Origin of the sequence: Cohnella sp. WQ 127256 (genome assembly GCF_024519285.1) — a bacterium.
Lineage (GTDB): Bacteria > Bacillota > Bacilli > Paenibacillales > Paenibacillaceae > Cohnella.
Genome location: NZ_JAMZCY010000011.1, coordinates 177,192 through 193,368 on the forward strand (window position 1 = coordinate 177,192; position 16,177 = coordinate 193,368).

17 protein-coding genes are annotated in these 16,177 nt (G+C 43.2%); 3 read left to right on the forward strand and 14 right to left on the reverse strand.

Going from position 1 to position 16,177, the window contains the following annotated elements; all coding sequences use genetic code 11:
* Positions 1–19: 19 nt before the first annotated feature.
* Positions 20–871: an AraC family transcriptional regulator gene (locus tag M1K58_RS26845; protein ID WP_256761976.1), complete on the reverse strand. Its 852-nt coding sequence runs from the start codon at positions 869–871 to the stop codon at positions 20–22.
* 147 nt (positions 872–1,018) lie between these two features.
* On the opposite strand from M1K58_RS26845, the gene M1K58_RS26850 reads away from it, so the two are divergent.
* Entirely contained in the window at positions 1,019–2,764 is a 1,746-nt protein-coding gene (locus M1K58_RS26850) for a DUF4091 domain-containing protein (protein WP_256761977.1), read from the forward strand.
* Between the two features lie 144 nt (positions 2,765–2,908).
* On the opposite strand, the gene M1K58_RS26855 is transcribed toward M1K58_RS26850, so the two are convergent.
* The 12 genes from M1K58_RS26855 to M1K58_RS26900 form a co-directional block, all read right to left on the reverse strand.
* Positions 2,909–4,243 carry a sensor histidine kinase gene (locus M1K58_RS26855; protein ID WP_256761978.1) on the reverse strand — a complete coding sequence of 445 codons (1,335 nt, stop codon included), beginning with the start codon at positions 4,241–4,243 and terminating at the stop codon, positions 2,909–2,911.
* Positions 4,244–4,388: 145 nt separating this feature from the next.
* Positions 4,389–5,075: a response regulator transcription factor gene (locus M1K58_RS26860; RefSeq protein WP_256762076.1), complete on the reverse strand. Its 687-nt coding sequence runs from the start codon at positions 5,073–5,075 to the stop codon at positions 4,389–4,391.
* Between the two features lie 138 nt (positions 5,076–5,213).
* Positions 5,214–5,729, reverse strand: a complete 516-nt coding sequence (locus tag M1K58_RS26865; protein ID WP_256761979.1) for a hypothetical protein — start codon at positions 5,727–5,729, stop codon at positions 5,214–5,216.
* 258 nt (positions 5,730–5,987) lie between these two features.
* Positions 5,988–6,776: a sugar phosphate isomerase/epimerase family protein gene (locus M1K58_RS26870; RefSeq protein ID WP_256761980.1), complete on the reverse strand. Its 789-nt coding sequence runs from the start codon at positions 6,774–6,776 to the stop codon at positions 5,988–5,990.
* 26 nt (positions 6,777–6,802) lie between these two features.
* A complete protein-coding gene (locus M1K58_RS26875; RefSeq protein ID WP_256761981.1) occupies positions 6,803–7,699 on the reverse strand; it encodes a phytanoyl-CoA dioxygenase family protein in 897 nt (298 codons plus the stop codon).
* Positions 7,700–7,825: 126 nt separating this feature from the next.
* The gene (locus tag M1K58_RS26880; RefSeq protein WP_256761982.1) at positions 7,826–8,551 is read right to left on the reverse strand and encodes a helix-turn-helix domain-containing protein; all 726 of its coding nucleotides are present in this window, start codon (positions 8,549–8,551) and stop codon (positions 7,826–7,828) included.
* A 176-nt stretch (positions 8,552–8,727) separates the two neighbouring features.
* On the reverse strand, positions 8,728–8,907 hold the full coding sequence (locus M1K58_RS29770; RefSeq protein WP_372339212.1) for a glycoside hydrolase family 2 protein: 180 nt from the start codon (positions 8,905–8,907) through the stop codon (positions 8,728–8,730).
* A gap of 81 nt (positions 8,908–8,988) precedes the next feature.
* Positions 8,989–9,135 (reverse strand): L-rhamnose mutarotase, encoded by a 147-nt coding sequence (locus M1K58_RS29775; protein ID WP_372339213.1) that lies wholly within the window; start codon positions 9,133–9,135, stop codon positions 8,989–8,991.
* Positions 9,136–9,222: 87 nt separating this feature from the next.
* Positions 9,223–10,320, reverse strand: a complete 1,098-nt coding sequence (locus M1K58_RS26885; RefSeq protein WP_256761984.1) for a mandelate racemase/muconate lactonizing enzyme family protein — start codon at positions 10,318–10,320, stop codon at positions 9,223–9,225.
* A 104-nt stretch (positions 10,321–10,424) separates the two neighbouring features.
* Positions 10,425–11,195: an SDR family NAD(P)-dependent oxidoreductase gene (locus tag M1K58_RS26890; RefSeq protein ID WP_256761985.1), complete on the reverse strand. Its 771-nt coding sequence runs from the start codon at positions 11,193–11,195 to the stop codon at positions 10,425–10,427.
* A gap of 3 nt (positions 11,196–11,198) precedes the next feature.
* Positions 11,199–11,876 carry a GntR family transcriptional regulator gene (locus M1K58_RS26895; RefSeq protein WP_256761986.1) on the reverse strand — a complete coding sequence of 226 codons (678 nt, stop codon included), beginning with the start codon at positions 11,874–11,876 and terminating at the stop codon, positions 11,199–11,201.
* A 30-nt stretch (positions 11,877–11,906) separates the two neighbouring features.
* Positions 11,907–12,755, reverse strand: a complete 849-nt coding sequence (locus M1K58_RS26900) for an amidohydrolase family protein (protein WP_256761987.1) — start codon at positions 12,753–12,755, stop codon at positions 11,907–11,909.
* A 357-nt stretch (positions 12,756–13,112) separates the two neighbouring features.
* Between M1K58_RS26900 and M1K58_RS26905 the strand changes: the two genes are divergently transcribed.
* Both M1K58_RS26905 and M1K58_RS26910 read left to right on the forward strand, forming a co-directional pair.
* A complete protein-coding gene (locus M1K58_RS26905) occupies positions 13,113–13,337 on the forward strand; it encodes a hypothetical protein (protein ID WP_256761988.1) in 225 nt (74 codons plus the stop codon).
* A 206-nt stretch (positions 13,338–13,543) separates the two neighbouring features.
* A complete protein-coding gene (locus tag M1K58_RS26910; protein WP_256761989.1) occupies positions 13,544–14,098 on the forward strand; it encodes a hypothetical protein in 555 nt (184 codons plus the stop codon).
* 477 nt (positions 14,099–14,575) lie between these two features.
* Here M1K58_RS26910 and M1K58_RS26915 read toward each other — a convergent pair whose 3' ends face one another.
* Complete coding sequence (locus M1K58_RS26915) at positions 14,576–16,177, reverse strand: response regulator (RefSeq protein ID WP_256761990.1); 1,602 nt, start codon at positions 16,175–16,177, stop codon at positions 14,576–14,578.

Consider the following 16,177-nt stretch of genomic DNA (forward strand, 5'->3'; position numbering starts at 1 on the left):
TATCGTTAAATTCCGTTCATTACTCTATCCTATCTAAGAATTCTGTAGGGGTCATACGATAAGCCTTTTTGAACATTCTACTGAAGTATAGCTGATCTTCAAAGCCTACAAGGCTTGAGATCTGCTGGATATTCAAGTGGGTATGCTTCATCAGCTCACATGCTTTCTGCAATCGGAATGTGTTCAAATACTGGAGCGGAGTCGTATCTGTTATCCTCTTGAACAAGGTTGTATACCTGTCTGTACTAAGGTGGGCGATATCAGCTAGCTTCTTCACGTAAATTTCCTGATCATAGTGATCGTGTATGTACTTGATAGAATCATAAATCTCTGTCCTGCTTTTTGTGGCATGACTATCCGTGCCCTGGTGAATCAGTCTTGAGATCATAGAACACAAATAAGATAGCTGCGAGGCGGAAGCAAGCTCGAATCCGGCTTTCTTGTCGCGCAATTCATCCATTATATTTTCGAATAGATTAGCTATTTCCTTATGAACGCCCGTATACACGATTCGATCTTCAGAAAGCATGGCATTCAGAAGGAGCTCCTCTGCACCATAACCGGTAAAATGCACCCAATACGAAAGAAATTTCTGTTCGTCATGGTGACCGTAGTACTGTTCTTCAAGTGGACGATAGAGGAAGACGCTTCCAGGCTGTAAAATATAATCTCGCCCTTTGCTGCGCACCGTCATTGGCCCTGAGTAATTATACGCAAGGTAAAAGTCCTTACGCCCCTCTTTCCGATGTGACATTCTATAATAGGATTCGAACTCATAAAATCCAGCGGAGTTTACGAGAAGATATCTACTTAAATCTTTGCTCCCATTGTCATCATCGTCCGGAATCCGAAACATACTAGAAAATTTCATCTCATTCGCCCTCCTGCAAACATTCTAGCATAAGCTTCGATAAATACGTGAAATATCCATATATATAAGGAGAATATACATATGGTTTAACCTCTGAGCGATCTATAATTCAATTGATAATAACATGAATCCGTTGGAGGGGTAGCCATGAATATCTCGGTGGGCTTAGAGAATGAAAGCTATAAGTACGTCCATGGTGTATTTAACAAATTCACATTGCCATTTGATGAGAAGAAGCAGATAACTCTTGTTTGCGGGAAAAATGACAGAGCTGCCGCTCAACTGCTCGTCTATTCCGAACACGAGATGCTGGTATGCGTGAACGAGGATGCTACCTTCTATGAAAGAGGCCCTATCGATATCGTACGCGTAGAGGTTATCGTGCCTGGTCTGAAGAAAGGGAGCATTCATGCAAATCTGATTGGCCTAGTTGAGGATGACGATCGGCAATTAAAGTCTGATATTCTATTGCGACAGCCCTTCATCTACGTTGAAGGCAGAAGAACTCAGCCCGTGTGGATTGAAGTCGAACTAGATAAAGATGTTGAGCCTGGTATCTATACCGCGCAGATCAATGTGCTTGGCCATCGAATGTTCGAGGACGAGGTACGAATTAGAGAGTTAACCTTCGAGATTAAGGTACTCAATACAACATTAAGCGATGCGAGCGATTATACGTTTAACCTTGATTTATGGCAACATAATTCTAATATCGCTAGGAAATACGATGTTGCGCTATGGAGCGATGAGCACTTCGATATTATTGAAAACTATGTTTCCTCTTTGGCTGATTTGGGACAAAAGGCTCTAACCGTTATTGCTTCCGAAATTCCCTGGTCAGGGCAATTCTCCTCCTATGATCGAATTGATCCTGCAAACATGTTTGAATATAACATGGTACAAACGAGGCTGTTGAACAATGGAGATTGGTCCTTTGACTTTGATGCCTTGAATCGTTATGTAGAATTAGGCATGAAGCATGGGATCACTCAAGAAATCGAAGTGTTCGGATTGATCAACATTTGGGTGCTTGAAGATGTTGGCTTCGGCGGAGTCATTCAGGATTACAACGACGCCGTTCGAATCAGATATTGGGATGAGAGTAGTCATACCTACAAGTATATGAAACATAAGAAGGATCTGGAGTCATACGTTCATGCTTTAGAGCAGAACTTCATTCATAAGGGATGGATTGACAAAGTCAGAGTGATTGCAGACGAGCCCTCAGATATCGAAATCTTCACAGACCGTCTTAACGAGCTTAAGAAGATGGCGCCTTCCTTCAAATATAAAGCTGCCATCAATCATGCCGCCTTCATCGAGCAAAAAATCGAAGGCATACTGGATTATGTGCCATTCCTTCATTGTGTCGCCGATGAATTTGAGAAGATAAGCCGTTTGAAGAGTGAGATTTCGGGAAAAATGACCTACTATGTCTGCTGTGGACCTGATTTTCCTAATACCTTCATCTCCTCGCATTTGCTAGAAAGCAGACTTATTCCTTGGTTAGCCTACTATATGAATATGGATGGCTTCTTGAGATGGAATTATACGGTGTGGCCGAATGATCCCCTCCATAAAATTTCCTATCACTATCCGCTCTATCCAGCGGGGGATACGAATTTTGTTTATCCAGGAAAGGATGGCAAGCCCTTGCTCACATTGAGGTACAAGCTACTTCAGAAGGGGATCCGCGACTACGAAATCATCAATAAATACGTTAGTCAGGGTGGGGACAGAGAGAAGATTGAGCAGAAAATGAAGAAGGTATTCCTATGGCAATCCATTGATGAGCTTCATCCGAAAGCAAGGAGGAAAAAGGAAGAGCTGTTCTCATTTGAGAATGCGGACTACGAGGACATTATCACCGAAATTCTTACCGAGCTCGTCTGAAGAGGAGGGCTACGCTAATAGGTAAACATAAGGGGAGGTTATCTCGCAGCGCCAATGGTAACGAGAGCCTCCACTTATAAGGCTTGCACGACGATCACAATTCCCGCAGTCTTATTTCACTCTTCTCTTGCGTTCAAAAATAAGTTACTTATTAGGAAATGTAATCCGAAATACGGTACCTGTCGATGCCGTTTGCTGCAGTTCGATTGTTCCTCCATTTGCTTGAGTCAGTAAGCGACAGATAGGCAACCCGAGACCGAGTCCTTGCTTTTTCTTACGGCGACTGTTTCCTCTGTAATAGCGTTCGAAAATAAATGGAGCCTCCGCAGAAGCAATCCCATTGCCATTGTCAGAAAAATCGATGGTGATCAACGATTGATTCGTTCTTGCATTAATCTTGATATGTGTGGCGGCGGCTACTGCACTATTGCTTAGCAAGTTAAGAAAAATTTGCTTCAAATGCGATCGATCACACATACATACCAAATCGGAATGTTGCACATCAAACTCCACTTGAACAGACTTATATTCTGGAATGGTATGAAACTGCTGAATAATTTCCTCTAATAACGGCCCGAGCAAGACCTGAGACTTTTCAGTGTGAGTCTCACCTGACTCCATTGAAGAGAAATTAAGCAGGTCATTCACCATTTCTTGCATTCGCTTTGCCTCATTTAAACCAATATTCATAAACTCGTTAGCTTTGTTGCCTGTGACTACACCTTCCTGAATCGCCTGGAGCATACCACGGATTGAGGTTACCGGCGTACGCAGCTCATGAGAAACTCCCGCGAGTAGATCAGTACGCATACGTTCAAGTTGGTTTAGACGTTCTGTCATTTCGTGAAAAGATTGAATCAGTCCGCTAATCTCAGCTTCTTTGACAAGGCCCGGATCAGGCAAGTACGGCTGGTAATTGCCTGAAAAAACTTGCTTGGCAGCACTAGCCAGTTGAATGAGCGGTCTTGTGAGAGAGCGAGACAGCACGAAAACAACTGCCCAGCCACAAAGGGAAATAAGACCGAACGCAAGCACAATGAGCCCATATATTTGAGGCAAACGCCCCTCATTTAATTGAGCTGTCATGTAGAGTGTTCCTGAAATGAGGTTATTCTTATAAAAAGGCACACCAACGCGCAGCCACTTTCCTGACTGAGTTTCGACCTGCTCGCGAATTTTTTTACCAGATAGAACTTCGTTTTGTCGGGGCGGTGATTCGATGTAAGTTCCTGTATCTACGTGAGCATTGCTGAAAAAATAAATCTTCTCGCCTGAAATATTAAAAATTTGAAATTGATAACCATCTGGAATCGATGGGACGAGCTCTGAGGGGATAGAAGGGACAGATTCTTGTAATGGGATATTTTCTGGCGTCTCGGGGGCTGTTGGCGTTTTTTCTAAAGGATTTGAAGGTGAGGTTGAAATGGTAGACTTTATTTGCAAGAGCTCATCAATTTTACTAAATGAATCGCTCATCATTGCAGACCTCGCCTCAAGTAGCTGAAACTGCTGCTCCTCCGTGCTCATTCGAATCCAATACATGCCGAACAATCCAATACACGTAAGCATAATAAGAAGAATCATCACATAACGCCATGTCCAATACCGCACCAAGGAAACCGACTTAGTAAACACGTAAACTGTACCCCATTCCTCTAATCGTTTCGATTTCACCCTCGATTGTAGGCCAATGCTGAAGACTTTTACGAAGCCGTTTAATAGAGGTATCTACAGAACGATCACCACCTTCAAAGTCGATTCCCCACACCTCATTAAGTAGATGGTCGCGTTCAAATAATTGATTGGGATGCTCCACAAGAAATTCAAGCAGCTGATAGTCGCGGGGAAGCAAAGAAATGTGCTCAGTTCCGACTTTAACCGTCCGAGTGCTTGCGTCAATAACCAAGCTGCCTATCCTTACAATATTTGAATCTATCATGTAGACGGATCGGCGAAGTACTGCTTGAATGCGGGCCATGACTTCTTGGGGATCAAATGGCTTGGCAATATAGTCATCCGCCCCATGATCAAATCCTTGAAGACGGTCTGGTACAGTGCCGCGTGCCGTAAGAATAATGACGGGACAGCTTCCGAGTCGCCTAATTTGATGCAAAATATCCATTCCGTTCTGATCATTCGGAAGCATTAGATCTAACAATACGAGATCGGGTTTCCAACTAAGAAACTGCCCCATCACATCGCTTTCGCCCTCACCCGAATTCCACTTCACTTCATAATTTTCTTTTTCCAAATACGCTTGAAGTAGAATTGCGATCGGTAGCTCATCTTCAACTAACAATACTCGCTTCAAGGAAATCATCATCCTTCCGTAACCCCATACCACAGTATTATTCTAACCAATATCTATTCTCATGAACGAGAGAGCTGTCCCAAAAGCTCTCCCGAGTAGAAGTTTACTTTTGTGACAGCTCTAGCTGAGCCCTATAGGTTATTTATTGCTTTTTTCTGCTTGTGAGGACTTTGTTGTTTTTTCAGCTTTCATAAGCTTTCCTTCTTCTTTAAGCTGAGCGATCAGTTCGTCTGCCGTGATGCCTTGTTCTTTCGCCATTTTTTCTATGCTGACAGCTTCACTGGATGGAGTGCTTGTCGTTATTGTGCTAGCTATCGTTGACTCGGTAGTACTCGTAGCTTGTCCAGATTCAGTTGAAGCAATCGTTTTCGTCACCTTACCTTCCTTTTCAAGCTGAGTGAACAACTCCTCTAGCGTAATGCCTTTTTCTTTAGCCATTTTAGCGAAGTTCGTGCTGTCATCTAATTTTGCTGCTTCCTCTTTACTGATTGCTTTTGACGAATTCGTCGTAGAAAGGGTTGCTGAGATATTAGCTATACTGGATTTTATGGACTTAATGGTTTTACCACCTTCGATGTCGCTGGCGGCATATGCAGATCCTCCGACAGCAGATACAGCGAGTACAAGTGCAGCGATTGTTAATTTTTTCTTCATATTAAATTCCTCCTAGAGTGTTTATGCTTCTTCGTTATGATGTGCAGCTGCTACACACATAATATAACCTCCCATTGTGTCGGGAATATGGCGACATCAAAGTAAGCATTAAATGTCCCGAACGCCCCTTGCCAAACCAAAAAAGGAAGCTGTGTCTGGAAAGCACAATCCGATACATAAACGATCGGCTTGCTCATTCCATTAAGCTTCCCTTGCCTACGAATTGGATGTCCGCATGAACGCTCTTCTATTTAATACTCAGCTCAGAATGTCTTTCTTCATATACTCAATCATCCATCGGCATACGTCCCAAGCATCGGAAACCGGCATGTTCGTAAAAGGGAGTGTGTGCATGTAACCCGGTGGTCCATATTCGGGACAAAAAGGAACGGATTGTTGGCCGCGTGCCGAATGAATCTGATAGATTTGCCTCCACCAAGATAGGTGGCTACTGAGTTCCAGAGCATATTCGGGCGCACCAGGGTGCGGGACCTGCGGCCCCTGCGCATAACCGACACGTCCGTGTATATATATCGTTCGTTCAAAAACTTGAGCCAAATGCTCGGATTGATCCTCTAATAGCGACTCACATACGCAGCACCAATGACTGAGATCAGCAGTCAGCTTCAAATCTGGAACTTCCCGTAGAATGGAGGATGTAACCCACGGGTTGAACAGCGCTCGACCGCGGTGCGTCTCGTGACCGACCGCGACTCCCAGCTCCGATTCGAACTCGACCGCATTCTCGAAAAAGAGAACTTGCTCCTTGAAAGGCATTGAATCCTTAGCGCTGTGACAGTTAATTAGCAATGGCTTGAATTGTGCAGCCCGCTCCGCTTGATGACGGAATGAAGATATATGATCGCTACCAGATGTACCAATAAGAGGTATATATATCATTTCATGCTTGTAAAGAAGCTCTTTAAAACGATTCGTATCCTCATGGGCCGGCAAACCAGTTTCAATTCCTTGATAACCAGCTAGATGAATGCGTTCAAACTGTTCCTCCAATGACCCTTCCATGCCCCAAAGCGACTTAATCCACATATAGGAACCCCCTCTATTCATCGTTGTCATATGCCCCATTCTTTGCGCGCTTGCGCAACCGACTTCTCCTTCGTTTTCCCCCATGCATAATGCCCTTTCGGCTTCTTACCAACCCATCTTTCGTCGACAGGCTCAGAAGCAAGTTGATAACGAGTATCCGAGCTAATCCTGTATTCATTGGTCGTATTATTTAGCGAAGCGTGCATCATATACATGCCGAAAATAATGACATCCCCAGCATTGAACTCAGTTGTAGCCCATTGCCCACCGAACGTATCCACAATCTCGATCGGATCCTCGGAAAACCACCCAGTCGCAACGTTGTCGCGGTCTACATCCATTTCGCCGTACGTCTGTTTCATCTTATCGAAATGCTGTGATCCGAGGCACATCGCTAACGTCCCCTTTTCCAACGAAATGTCATCGAAGGGTGTCCACATCGTATACACATTTTTCGTTCCTCGTCCCATGTATACAATATCATAATGAGCCCCCGTATTGCCTCCTTTGGCAATCGCCCGCGGCCATTTGAAATCGTAGGTCATCGCTGGGCCATCAAGCAATTGATCAAAAAATGACATAACCGCGGGATTGTTGACCACTTCCAAGAAACGAGGGAAATCCGTGCTCAAATCTTCTGCTCCTTTATTCCACATCGCTGATTTATTCCCGTTCCCAATGACACCCTGTTCGGACGACTCATTCGGATCAAGCCTTCCCATTTTCTGTAGCTGGGTCAAAAACTCATTTCTTGCCTTAAGCACAAGCTCCCGGTCATGAAAGCCTCTTAGCAACAAATAGCCATCTTCTTGCAGGCGAGCTGCAAGCGATTCGAAGTCATTTATAATATCGTTCGAATCACGCAACTTCGTCAAATATTTACTTCCCATTTCCAAGATGCTTTGTCCCATTTGATATCCCATCTTGTTCATTTCCTCCCTTATATTGATTAGCGTTTGTTAACAGACTAATCATATCGAGAGAACATCGTTGAGTCTTTAGTGAAAAGCTTCTGAAATTTACGCAAAACCGTACTTTCCGTTAATCTGTTAATCGTGGAAGAGACGCTGCTGCTTTCTCCATTCGCTAGGAGAATAGCATTCTAGCTTTTTAAACCATGAAGAAAAAGAGTGTTGTTGTACAAATCCGATCGATTCCGCGATCGTCTGAATATCTTTATTCGTTGAGCTCAGCAGCCACTTTGCCTCTGACAACCTGCAATTTTGCTGATATTGCTTGGGCGTCATGCCATATACACCGTAAAACCGTTTGCGAAATCCTTCTTCAGATAATGCCGCCCGCTCCGCCAAATCTGAGATTAGAAGGCTTTCCCGTAAATGCTTGCGAATATAGTCCGCCACATGAGTGACGGAAAGTGCCATGCGCCCCGTCTGGAAATGCTCGTACAAAAATAATAGGATGACTTGAATCCATGCCGAGTAGCTTTTCTGTGGGTCCTTCAAATTCGATGAAGCCATTCTCATCCATTGATGAAAGAGGAGCTCGAACTGCTCTTGGTCCATACGGGATAACGTAATGACCTTGGGATGCGATTCCGGTATAAGACAATCAAACATTGCCTGTGGCTCTGGAGGCAAGCCCTCCATTAAGAGGACGCCGAACCGAATTGGAGTTACCGCATGAAACGAATGCGGGATATTGGCAGGGATTAGCACAACCTGCCCAGTCTCAACCGTGTGCTCCTCACTTCCCCATCGGAAGAGTCCCCTTCCCTCCAAAATCATCGTGAGCTCCAGGTTTGCATGCTGAAACATCGCCGCGTCTTCCCAGTCCTGACTATGTGTTCCAATGAAAGTCCTAATGCTTAAATTTTCACACAAATGAGCTTCTCCTTTATTAAATATGATTAACTTATTGTATAACATTTGCTGATCTTTGATTTGACACATGCTTTCAACCTCTAATATTTGCTCATTCCTTTACATCCATGTTAAGCGTAGGTATACAAGCTTTGTACAGTGAGCAGCTCCCTGAACTCTACGAGCGTTAGATTTTTTGATAGACTGTTCTTTTGAACACTGACGGTTTTCGGTCGGGAGGCGGACAAATCAAAGATGTTGTCGCTCCACAAGGAATCCACGTTCAACAGATCAAGCTTCACAAACTTCACGAATGCTAGGGGCTTCAAGGATGGCAAGCACGTTCAGGTTGGAGCCCTGCCAATTAGGATCAGCTGCCATCTTAGCCAAATCTATCTCGAAGTCTCGTCCCGTGTACTCCAAGTAACTAAAAAGATAACCCTCACGGTTTCAGGCCATACTGCCGCGTGTAATGCTTTGTATTCGGCTAGTTTATCCCGTTTCACCTTAATGGTCCATCCGTATCTTTTCATTGTCATCCCTCACTGAATCAAATTTAAAAGTGGACAAACCTAATTGGAATTGCTACCAATTCTGTTTGTCCATCTTCTGTTCTAGCCGATCAATTATTGAACACGATACTTATCAAAATACTGCGGAATCACCTCTGTTGAAGCGCCCGGCATTTGTGGTAGGACATAGAATCCATTTTTCACCGTTGCGGGTTCAACGAATATATCACGAATCCAAGGAATGTATTCTAGCATAATCGCATTTTGCGTTGCACCCACAAGATGCTGGTGAATTTGCCCCATATCTCCGACATGCGGAACAACTGGCAAATCATAAGCGGCCGCAAGACCTGCAACTTGAAGCCATTCCGTAATTCCTCCAACGCGAGTGCAGTCTACTTGCACATACTCTACTGCTCCAGCGTGAATATAATCGCGGAATGCATACTTATTATATACATGCTCCCCTAGCGCAATAGGTACGTTTAATTCATCCGCCAATTTCTTGTGCCCCATAATATCGTCAGGGTTCAACGGCTCCTCCAACCAGAACAAATCGAACTCCTCTAGCTTTTTCCCCCAAGTCATGGCCGTGTTAATATTCCATTGCTGATTGACATCTATCATTAGGATAATATCTTCACCTATGACTTCTCTTACCGCTTTAACGCGGTCATAGTCTTCTCTTGTATTCGGCTTGCCGACTTTCATTTTCACACCTGTAAAGCCTTCCTCTACATAGGAGCTAATGTCCTTAAGTAATCTTTCTTGTGACCAGTTCAACCAACCGCCATTCGTATTGTAAGCTTTAATTCCTTTCGATTTGTGTCCACCAAGATATTGCCAAAGCGGCTTATTCGATGCTTTCGACATAATATCCCACAACGCGATATCAACAGCTGCAAGCGCCATATGAGTAATTCCTGCGCGACCGATCCAATGCATTTTGCCAAAACGCAGCTCATCCCATATTTCCTTCACCATAAACGGATCTTTGCCTACAAGAATGGGTGCATAATACCCATCAATCGTATCTGTGATTAACTTATCGCCATGCGCACATGTACCCGTATATCCATAGCCGACAATACCTTCATCTGTAAAAATCCTCACACCAGGTAATCCCCAGTGTGTAGGAGAGTTGATTGCATCCGTAATCGGTGGATTTAAAGGGACGTGCAGGATAAAACTTTCAACTTTTGTTATTTTCATTTCATTTCCTCCTTTAGAATATAAAATATAATATATCGTGTATGATTATAGACATAGGTTACGTTCAACCTTAGCTACTATCAACTTTAAAATATGGACTGTTTTCAGTAGCCTAACGACGCGCCGCCATCAACAGGAAGTGCAACTCCAGTAATAAAAACGGACGAATCACTCGCCAGATACACGACTGCTCTTGCAATCTCTTCAGTTGACGCACATCTTCCCAATGGATGCATATCTACCAAAACTTGAATCGTTTCGGTCGGGTTTGGTTGCTGCCCAATCCAATCTTCTAATAACGGAGTCATGACACCCGCGGGACAGATGCAATTCACGCGCACGCCATCCTTCGCGTAATCAAGCGCCAATGCCTTAGTCATTGCTATAATCGCTCCTTTCGTCGCCGAATAGACAGGATTTTGCCGCTGACCTAGTAAACCGTTTAACGAAGCCATATTCACGATGTTACCACGATTTTTTCTAATCTCAGGTATGCAATACTTAATCATCAAATAAACACTTTTCAAGTTAATATCTATGGTGCGCGTCCATTCTAATTCTGTTATATCTTCCAATTCTTTGGGTAAGACGACAGCAGCATTATTGAATAAAATATCTATGAATCCATAGGTAGTGATCGTCTGCTGCACTAAATGTTTAACTTGTTGCTCCGAGGAGACATCTGCTTTCGCAGCGTAAGCGCCACCATTTGCCGGTTGCATCCTATTAATTTCGTTAGCAACACGGTTTGCCTCAGCTTCGTTCCAGTCGGCAATAACGACATTGGCGCCAAGACTCGCAAAGAGTTTGGCTGTAGCTTCGCCAATACCAGAGCCCCCGCCCGTAACAATCGCCACTTTTCCTTGTAATTGCATACCTTATCCTCCCGCATTCATGAAATGGATGTTGGTCCTTTTTTGGGAATTGCTAATGTGTATAGACATGGCTGCAGAAGCACCCTTAGCATCTCTTTGAATTAATTGCTGTAAAATCGCATTATGCTCTGACCATTCGACTTCTCTGTTATCTACATCAAGGTTCAGTTTAATGAACGTTAAGTATCTTTGAATCTGCTCAATGTAGCCTTTAACTAAGTTTTTCAAGCTGATATTGTCACAATACTGAAGGATGGTGCCATGAATGGAAGCATTCATTTCTACTATCGTTTCCAGTCCATCACTAGCGCTTGATGAATGATCCGAATGAAGGGAAATCAGGTTTTTACTAAGATTCGAGAGTTCTTCATCTGGTATTTTCAGCGCAGCCTTTTCTACAGCAAGAGATTCGAGATGTAATCTAATTTCAAATAATTCGTTCAACTCTTGAAGACTCATCAGATTCACAAACATCCCTTTAAAGGGAACCATTTTCAAATATCCTTCGGATTGTAATCTGGAAAGCGCTTCGCGAATGGGAATATTGCTTACTTCTAAAGAGCGTGCTAATTGATCAATATTAATTTTTTCTCCGGATGGTAATTTATGCGATATAATATCTTCTTTCACAATTCGATATATTTCTTCCGTCAAATTAATGCGGATTACTTTACTACTCATAAAAACTTCACACTCCTCCCCACGAATATATCATGTATGATGTGATATTTTCAAATTGTAAAATCGACTCGCATTAAAGCCAAAAATATCGTCAACTTCATTATCCGTTACTGTTTCAGGCAGATTAATAAGTAATATATCAATCACCTGTGAGTAGCTAGCAGCTAATAAACAAACAGGCCAATCACTACCAAACATTACTCTTTTCTTACCGAAGGATTCGATGACATGGTTAATATAAAAACTAAAATCTGATTCGTTCCAAATAGAAAAATCCGCTTCTGTTGCCATACCCGATAACTTACAGTATACATTCGGATATGCCGCAACCTTAGATATCAGCTTCTCCCACGGTGCCTTCTCTTGCTTTGCAATTTGCGGTTTGCCGATATGATCTATGACTGCCTTCAAATCAGGGATTAGTTCCAGCAGTTTCACGATCGTAGGCAACTGGCTTTCTTTGATGAGGAGGTCAACAGGGAAATCATGCTTCGTTAAAAACTTCAAATTTTCGATTACTATAGGACGAAGCAAATACGCGGACGCATCGATGTCCTGTAACATCAAACGCATACCAATGAAATAAGGATTTTCACGCAATGCGATGAATGTATCTTTAAAAGTAGTCGCTTCAAAATCCAGCCATCCTACTACACCTGCTAAAGTATCATGTTGGTCACAAAGACTTAGTAGAAACTCTGTCTCCTCAAGGGTTGGTGTTGCTTGAACAACGATGGTTTTATTAATTCCATGCTTCTGCAACTGTTCTGTTAGATCACTGGGCATAAAATCTCGATAAAGCATAGGCAGCTCTGGCGTAAGCCATCCATAGTCGTCGCGGGACAGCTTCCAATAATGCTGATGCGCATCGATCCTCATTTCCTGCACCTCCTTTCAACCTCACAAAGATAACCAACAATATCTCCTGCCGGCATTCTATTCATTATAATATATCGTGTATGATTTTATGTTAGATTCATTACAACTTATTGTCAACAGTTATTATAAACACGCCTGTTCATTAACCCATACAGCCCCAGCCCCTACTCAATATTATTGAAGGGTTCATCGAAGAGATTGTTTGTTGTTGGTTGGGCGGAGCAATGTATGAGCGGTTCTTCATTGTCGGTGGTGTTAAGAGGGCGAAGGGGACGGAATTAGAGATACCCATGATCAAGCTTATGTTATGTACGGCAGCGTTCTTCTTAACTTCAGTAATAATAATCTTGGTCATGAGTGGAGATTAAGCAATACATCTTCTTACTTATCCTGCTTACCTTCTTCCTAATCATCGGACCCCGAATGGGACGTATTGGTAAGCAGGTCAAGGCTGCTCATGACAAAGGTACAAGTGTTGATAACGCAACCCGTGTGCTCATCCGTCGTGTTGTGATCATTTTCGATATTATGCATGTAGGTGTGCTTATCAACATTATATTAGCGGTGACGAAGCAATTCTGATTGGATTTATCAGGAACCCTCTTGCATACTCGCTTGAGAGTTTCTTTCGCTTGCAATCTATATAGACGGCCGATATTTACCTCCAGATTAAAGCATTATTCCTGATATAATAGAAGTGGTAAAAATGTAACATTTTACTGGGGGGAATTAATCTGAAGCCGTTTGCTAAATACATCTTGGTTGCTGTTTTAGTTGCAGTGACTGTCTTGATCGTGCAACGCTACTATTTTCACGAGAAGCCTTCTGATTACACAGTAGTCAATGATGGTGTTGTGGTCACTAAGGAATTCAACGTTAAGTCCACTACTGCACATCAAAACTCATCGGTAAAAGGATCTATCTTTGTATGGGGCGACAAAGGAATGCCTGAGCGCATGCGAATTGTTGCGTCATATGAGATTGATCCAAAAGATTTCGCTGGTCTGACGATTTACATCCCGAAGAAATGGTATATCTCCAATATTATAAGTAGTTACCCTGAGAATGAAAAACCATTTCTAAGTCCAAATGCTTCTAATTTTAATGGTATTGAAGAATGGAGATATAGAGTTGACGTTGGTTTAGGTTATCCAGGAAACCCCTCAGGAGGAGGAACTGGAACGATATTGATTGATTTAGTTTCTGATCGAAAAGCAATTTTACCATCGGAAACCTCCATCGTTATGGTTACTATAGGTTCCGATACGAATCCCAAAACCGGTGTGAATTCAATGGGAGTAGGCTTCATCAAGATTCCGATCTCCGTAGACGCTGAGAGTTAATTGTTGCGCAAACTGTCCGTTTTCTCGATAACGTTTGTACTGTCTCCACCTTGCTGATGGTTGTCTGATATGTAAGGGTTCCGAGGTTTGTGAGGTATGGTGCGGTCGGAGGGATTTGAACCCTCACACCCATTGAGCACTCCCCCCCAAGGGGGGACTGACTCTCCTCATGTTTCCTATAATGTCCGAAACCTTGCTTCAATGCGGGGTTTCGGGTGATACATTTTCCTTCTGTTTCCGAATTTCTCCGCTTGTGTTTTATCGTATGAAACCACTTTGCACCACGTTTAAATACTAACTTTGAGATAGACCTCTTCGTTGCCAAATTAGATTCAACCAAGATATACCTATCCTCTAAACGGGACGGTGATTTTATTGCCGCTTACCTTTCACAAAGAAAAAAACTCAAGCTATTATTCAGTTGCTGGTATTCCAAACCATTGCTTCGAACAATTCCGACAAACCTACTGTTATTGATCAATTAAGCGCTCTTTCCTGATATTCTCCTGGTGGTATGCCGTAATGCTGCTTAAATACATAAGAGAAGTGCTTAACGCTTACGTATCCGACTTTTTCTGATACATCATATACTTTCTCGGGAGGCTTAGCTTGGAGAAGCTTCGCGGCGTGCTCCATGCGTACCCGAGTTAGGAACTTAATGTAAGATTCATTCACATTCTGATGAAATAGACTGCTTAAATAACCTGGCGTTACTCCAGATTGATCTGCGATGAGAGCAAGACTTAGCGGCTCAGCAAAATGGGCGTATATATAGTTTTTGGCCTTGGTTACGATCTCGTGTTCACTATTGGCAGCTGATGGCGGATTGATGGATAGGAGGAACGGTTGAAGCATAAGGAGATAAAGACGAACAACCTCTTCCGAAGTAAAGGTGGCGGAGTCTGTATTCTGTCTCAGAATTTCCAGTGCTTGGTGTAGTGTTTGCTGTCCGAATGCTTCCATAAGCGCTAATAATCGTTTCAGTATATAAGTGCCCAATTGGATGACTTTTCTCTGGTCAGGTGTCTCCGTATACATCAATTCGACGATTGCCTTAAGTACAGCAGTGAGATTAAGATGATGTGAATCCGCGAAGGTGGCGGGCAAGGTTGCGATGGTATGGTCCAATTTGCAAATCAGAGATGTGAAGCTAGAGTCATATGAATGATCAAAAAATAAGGTAGGCTCACAGACAAATAGACGATCTTTAATGATCCGACTGGCTCTTTGATAGGATGAGTTCAATTGCAGAACGTCAATTTCATATGATCCAACCGCGCCCCAAATCGCGATTCCTGTCATGTTCAGAATGATCTTCGAGAGCTGAGCGAACAAATGCTGACAGCGGCTCAGCACATCTGCAGCATCATCACCCGTAACCAGTATCGTTGTCTGCTGCTCACTATCAAAAAAAACGATTGCCCCAAGTATCGGGATGACAAGCTCTATCGCCGTCTGATGGACGATATAGCGGAATAGCGTGATATCGCTGGGAGAGATATTCCGTTGAAGAAGCTGAGCATCATCTAAATCTACAAGCATAATGACGCCTTCACCTTCGATCAAGCTAATCTTCAAACGGAATAAAATCGGATATAGCTCTTTAATTTCAATATTGTTCTCGGAGACCAGTGCACGGAGGAAGTTCTTAGCGACTTGCTCCTTCGTTTCCACTGAGAGAGAGACCATCGCTTTATACGCTAATTGAGCAGCACGGTCTGCTTCAACATGTTTACACATGTTGTCGAGCATGGCGATCAGCTCCTCCTTCACGAGAGGCTTCAATAAATAATCATGAACGCCATATTTCATCGCTTCCTTGGCTAGTGAAAACTCGTCGTAGCCCGAAATGATGACCATTCTCATATTTAACTTCCGCTTTGCTACCTCGCACGCTAGCTCTAGTCCACTCATGACGGGCATCTTAATATCTGTCATGATCAGATCGAACGATTGTCCGCGATCCAGCAGATCCAGTGCTTCTTGACCATCTGCTGCTTCTCCAGCGCACTCCCATTGGTCATGCAGCAACGTTAAATTCGTTCTCATATATTGTCGAGTCAACGGCTCGTCGTCCAC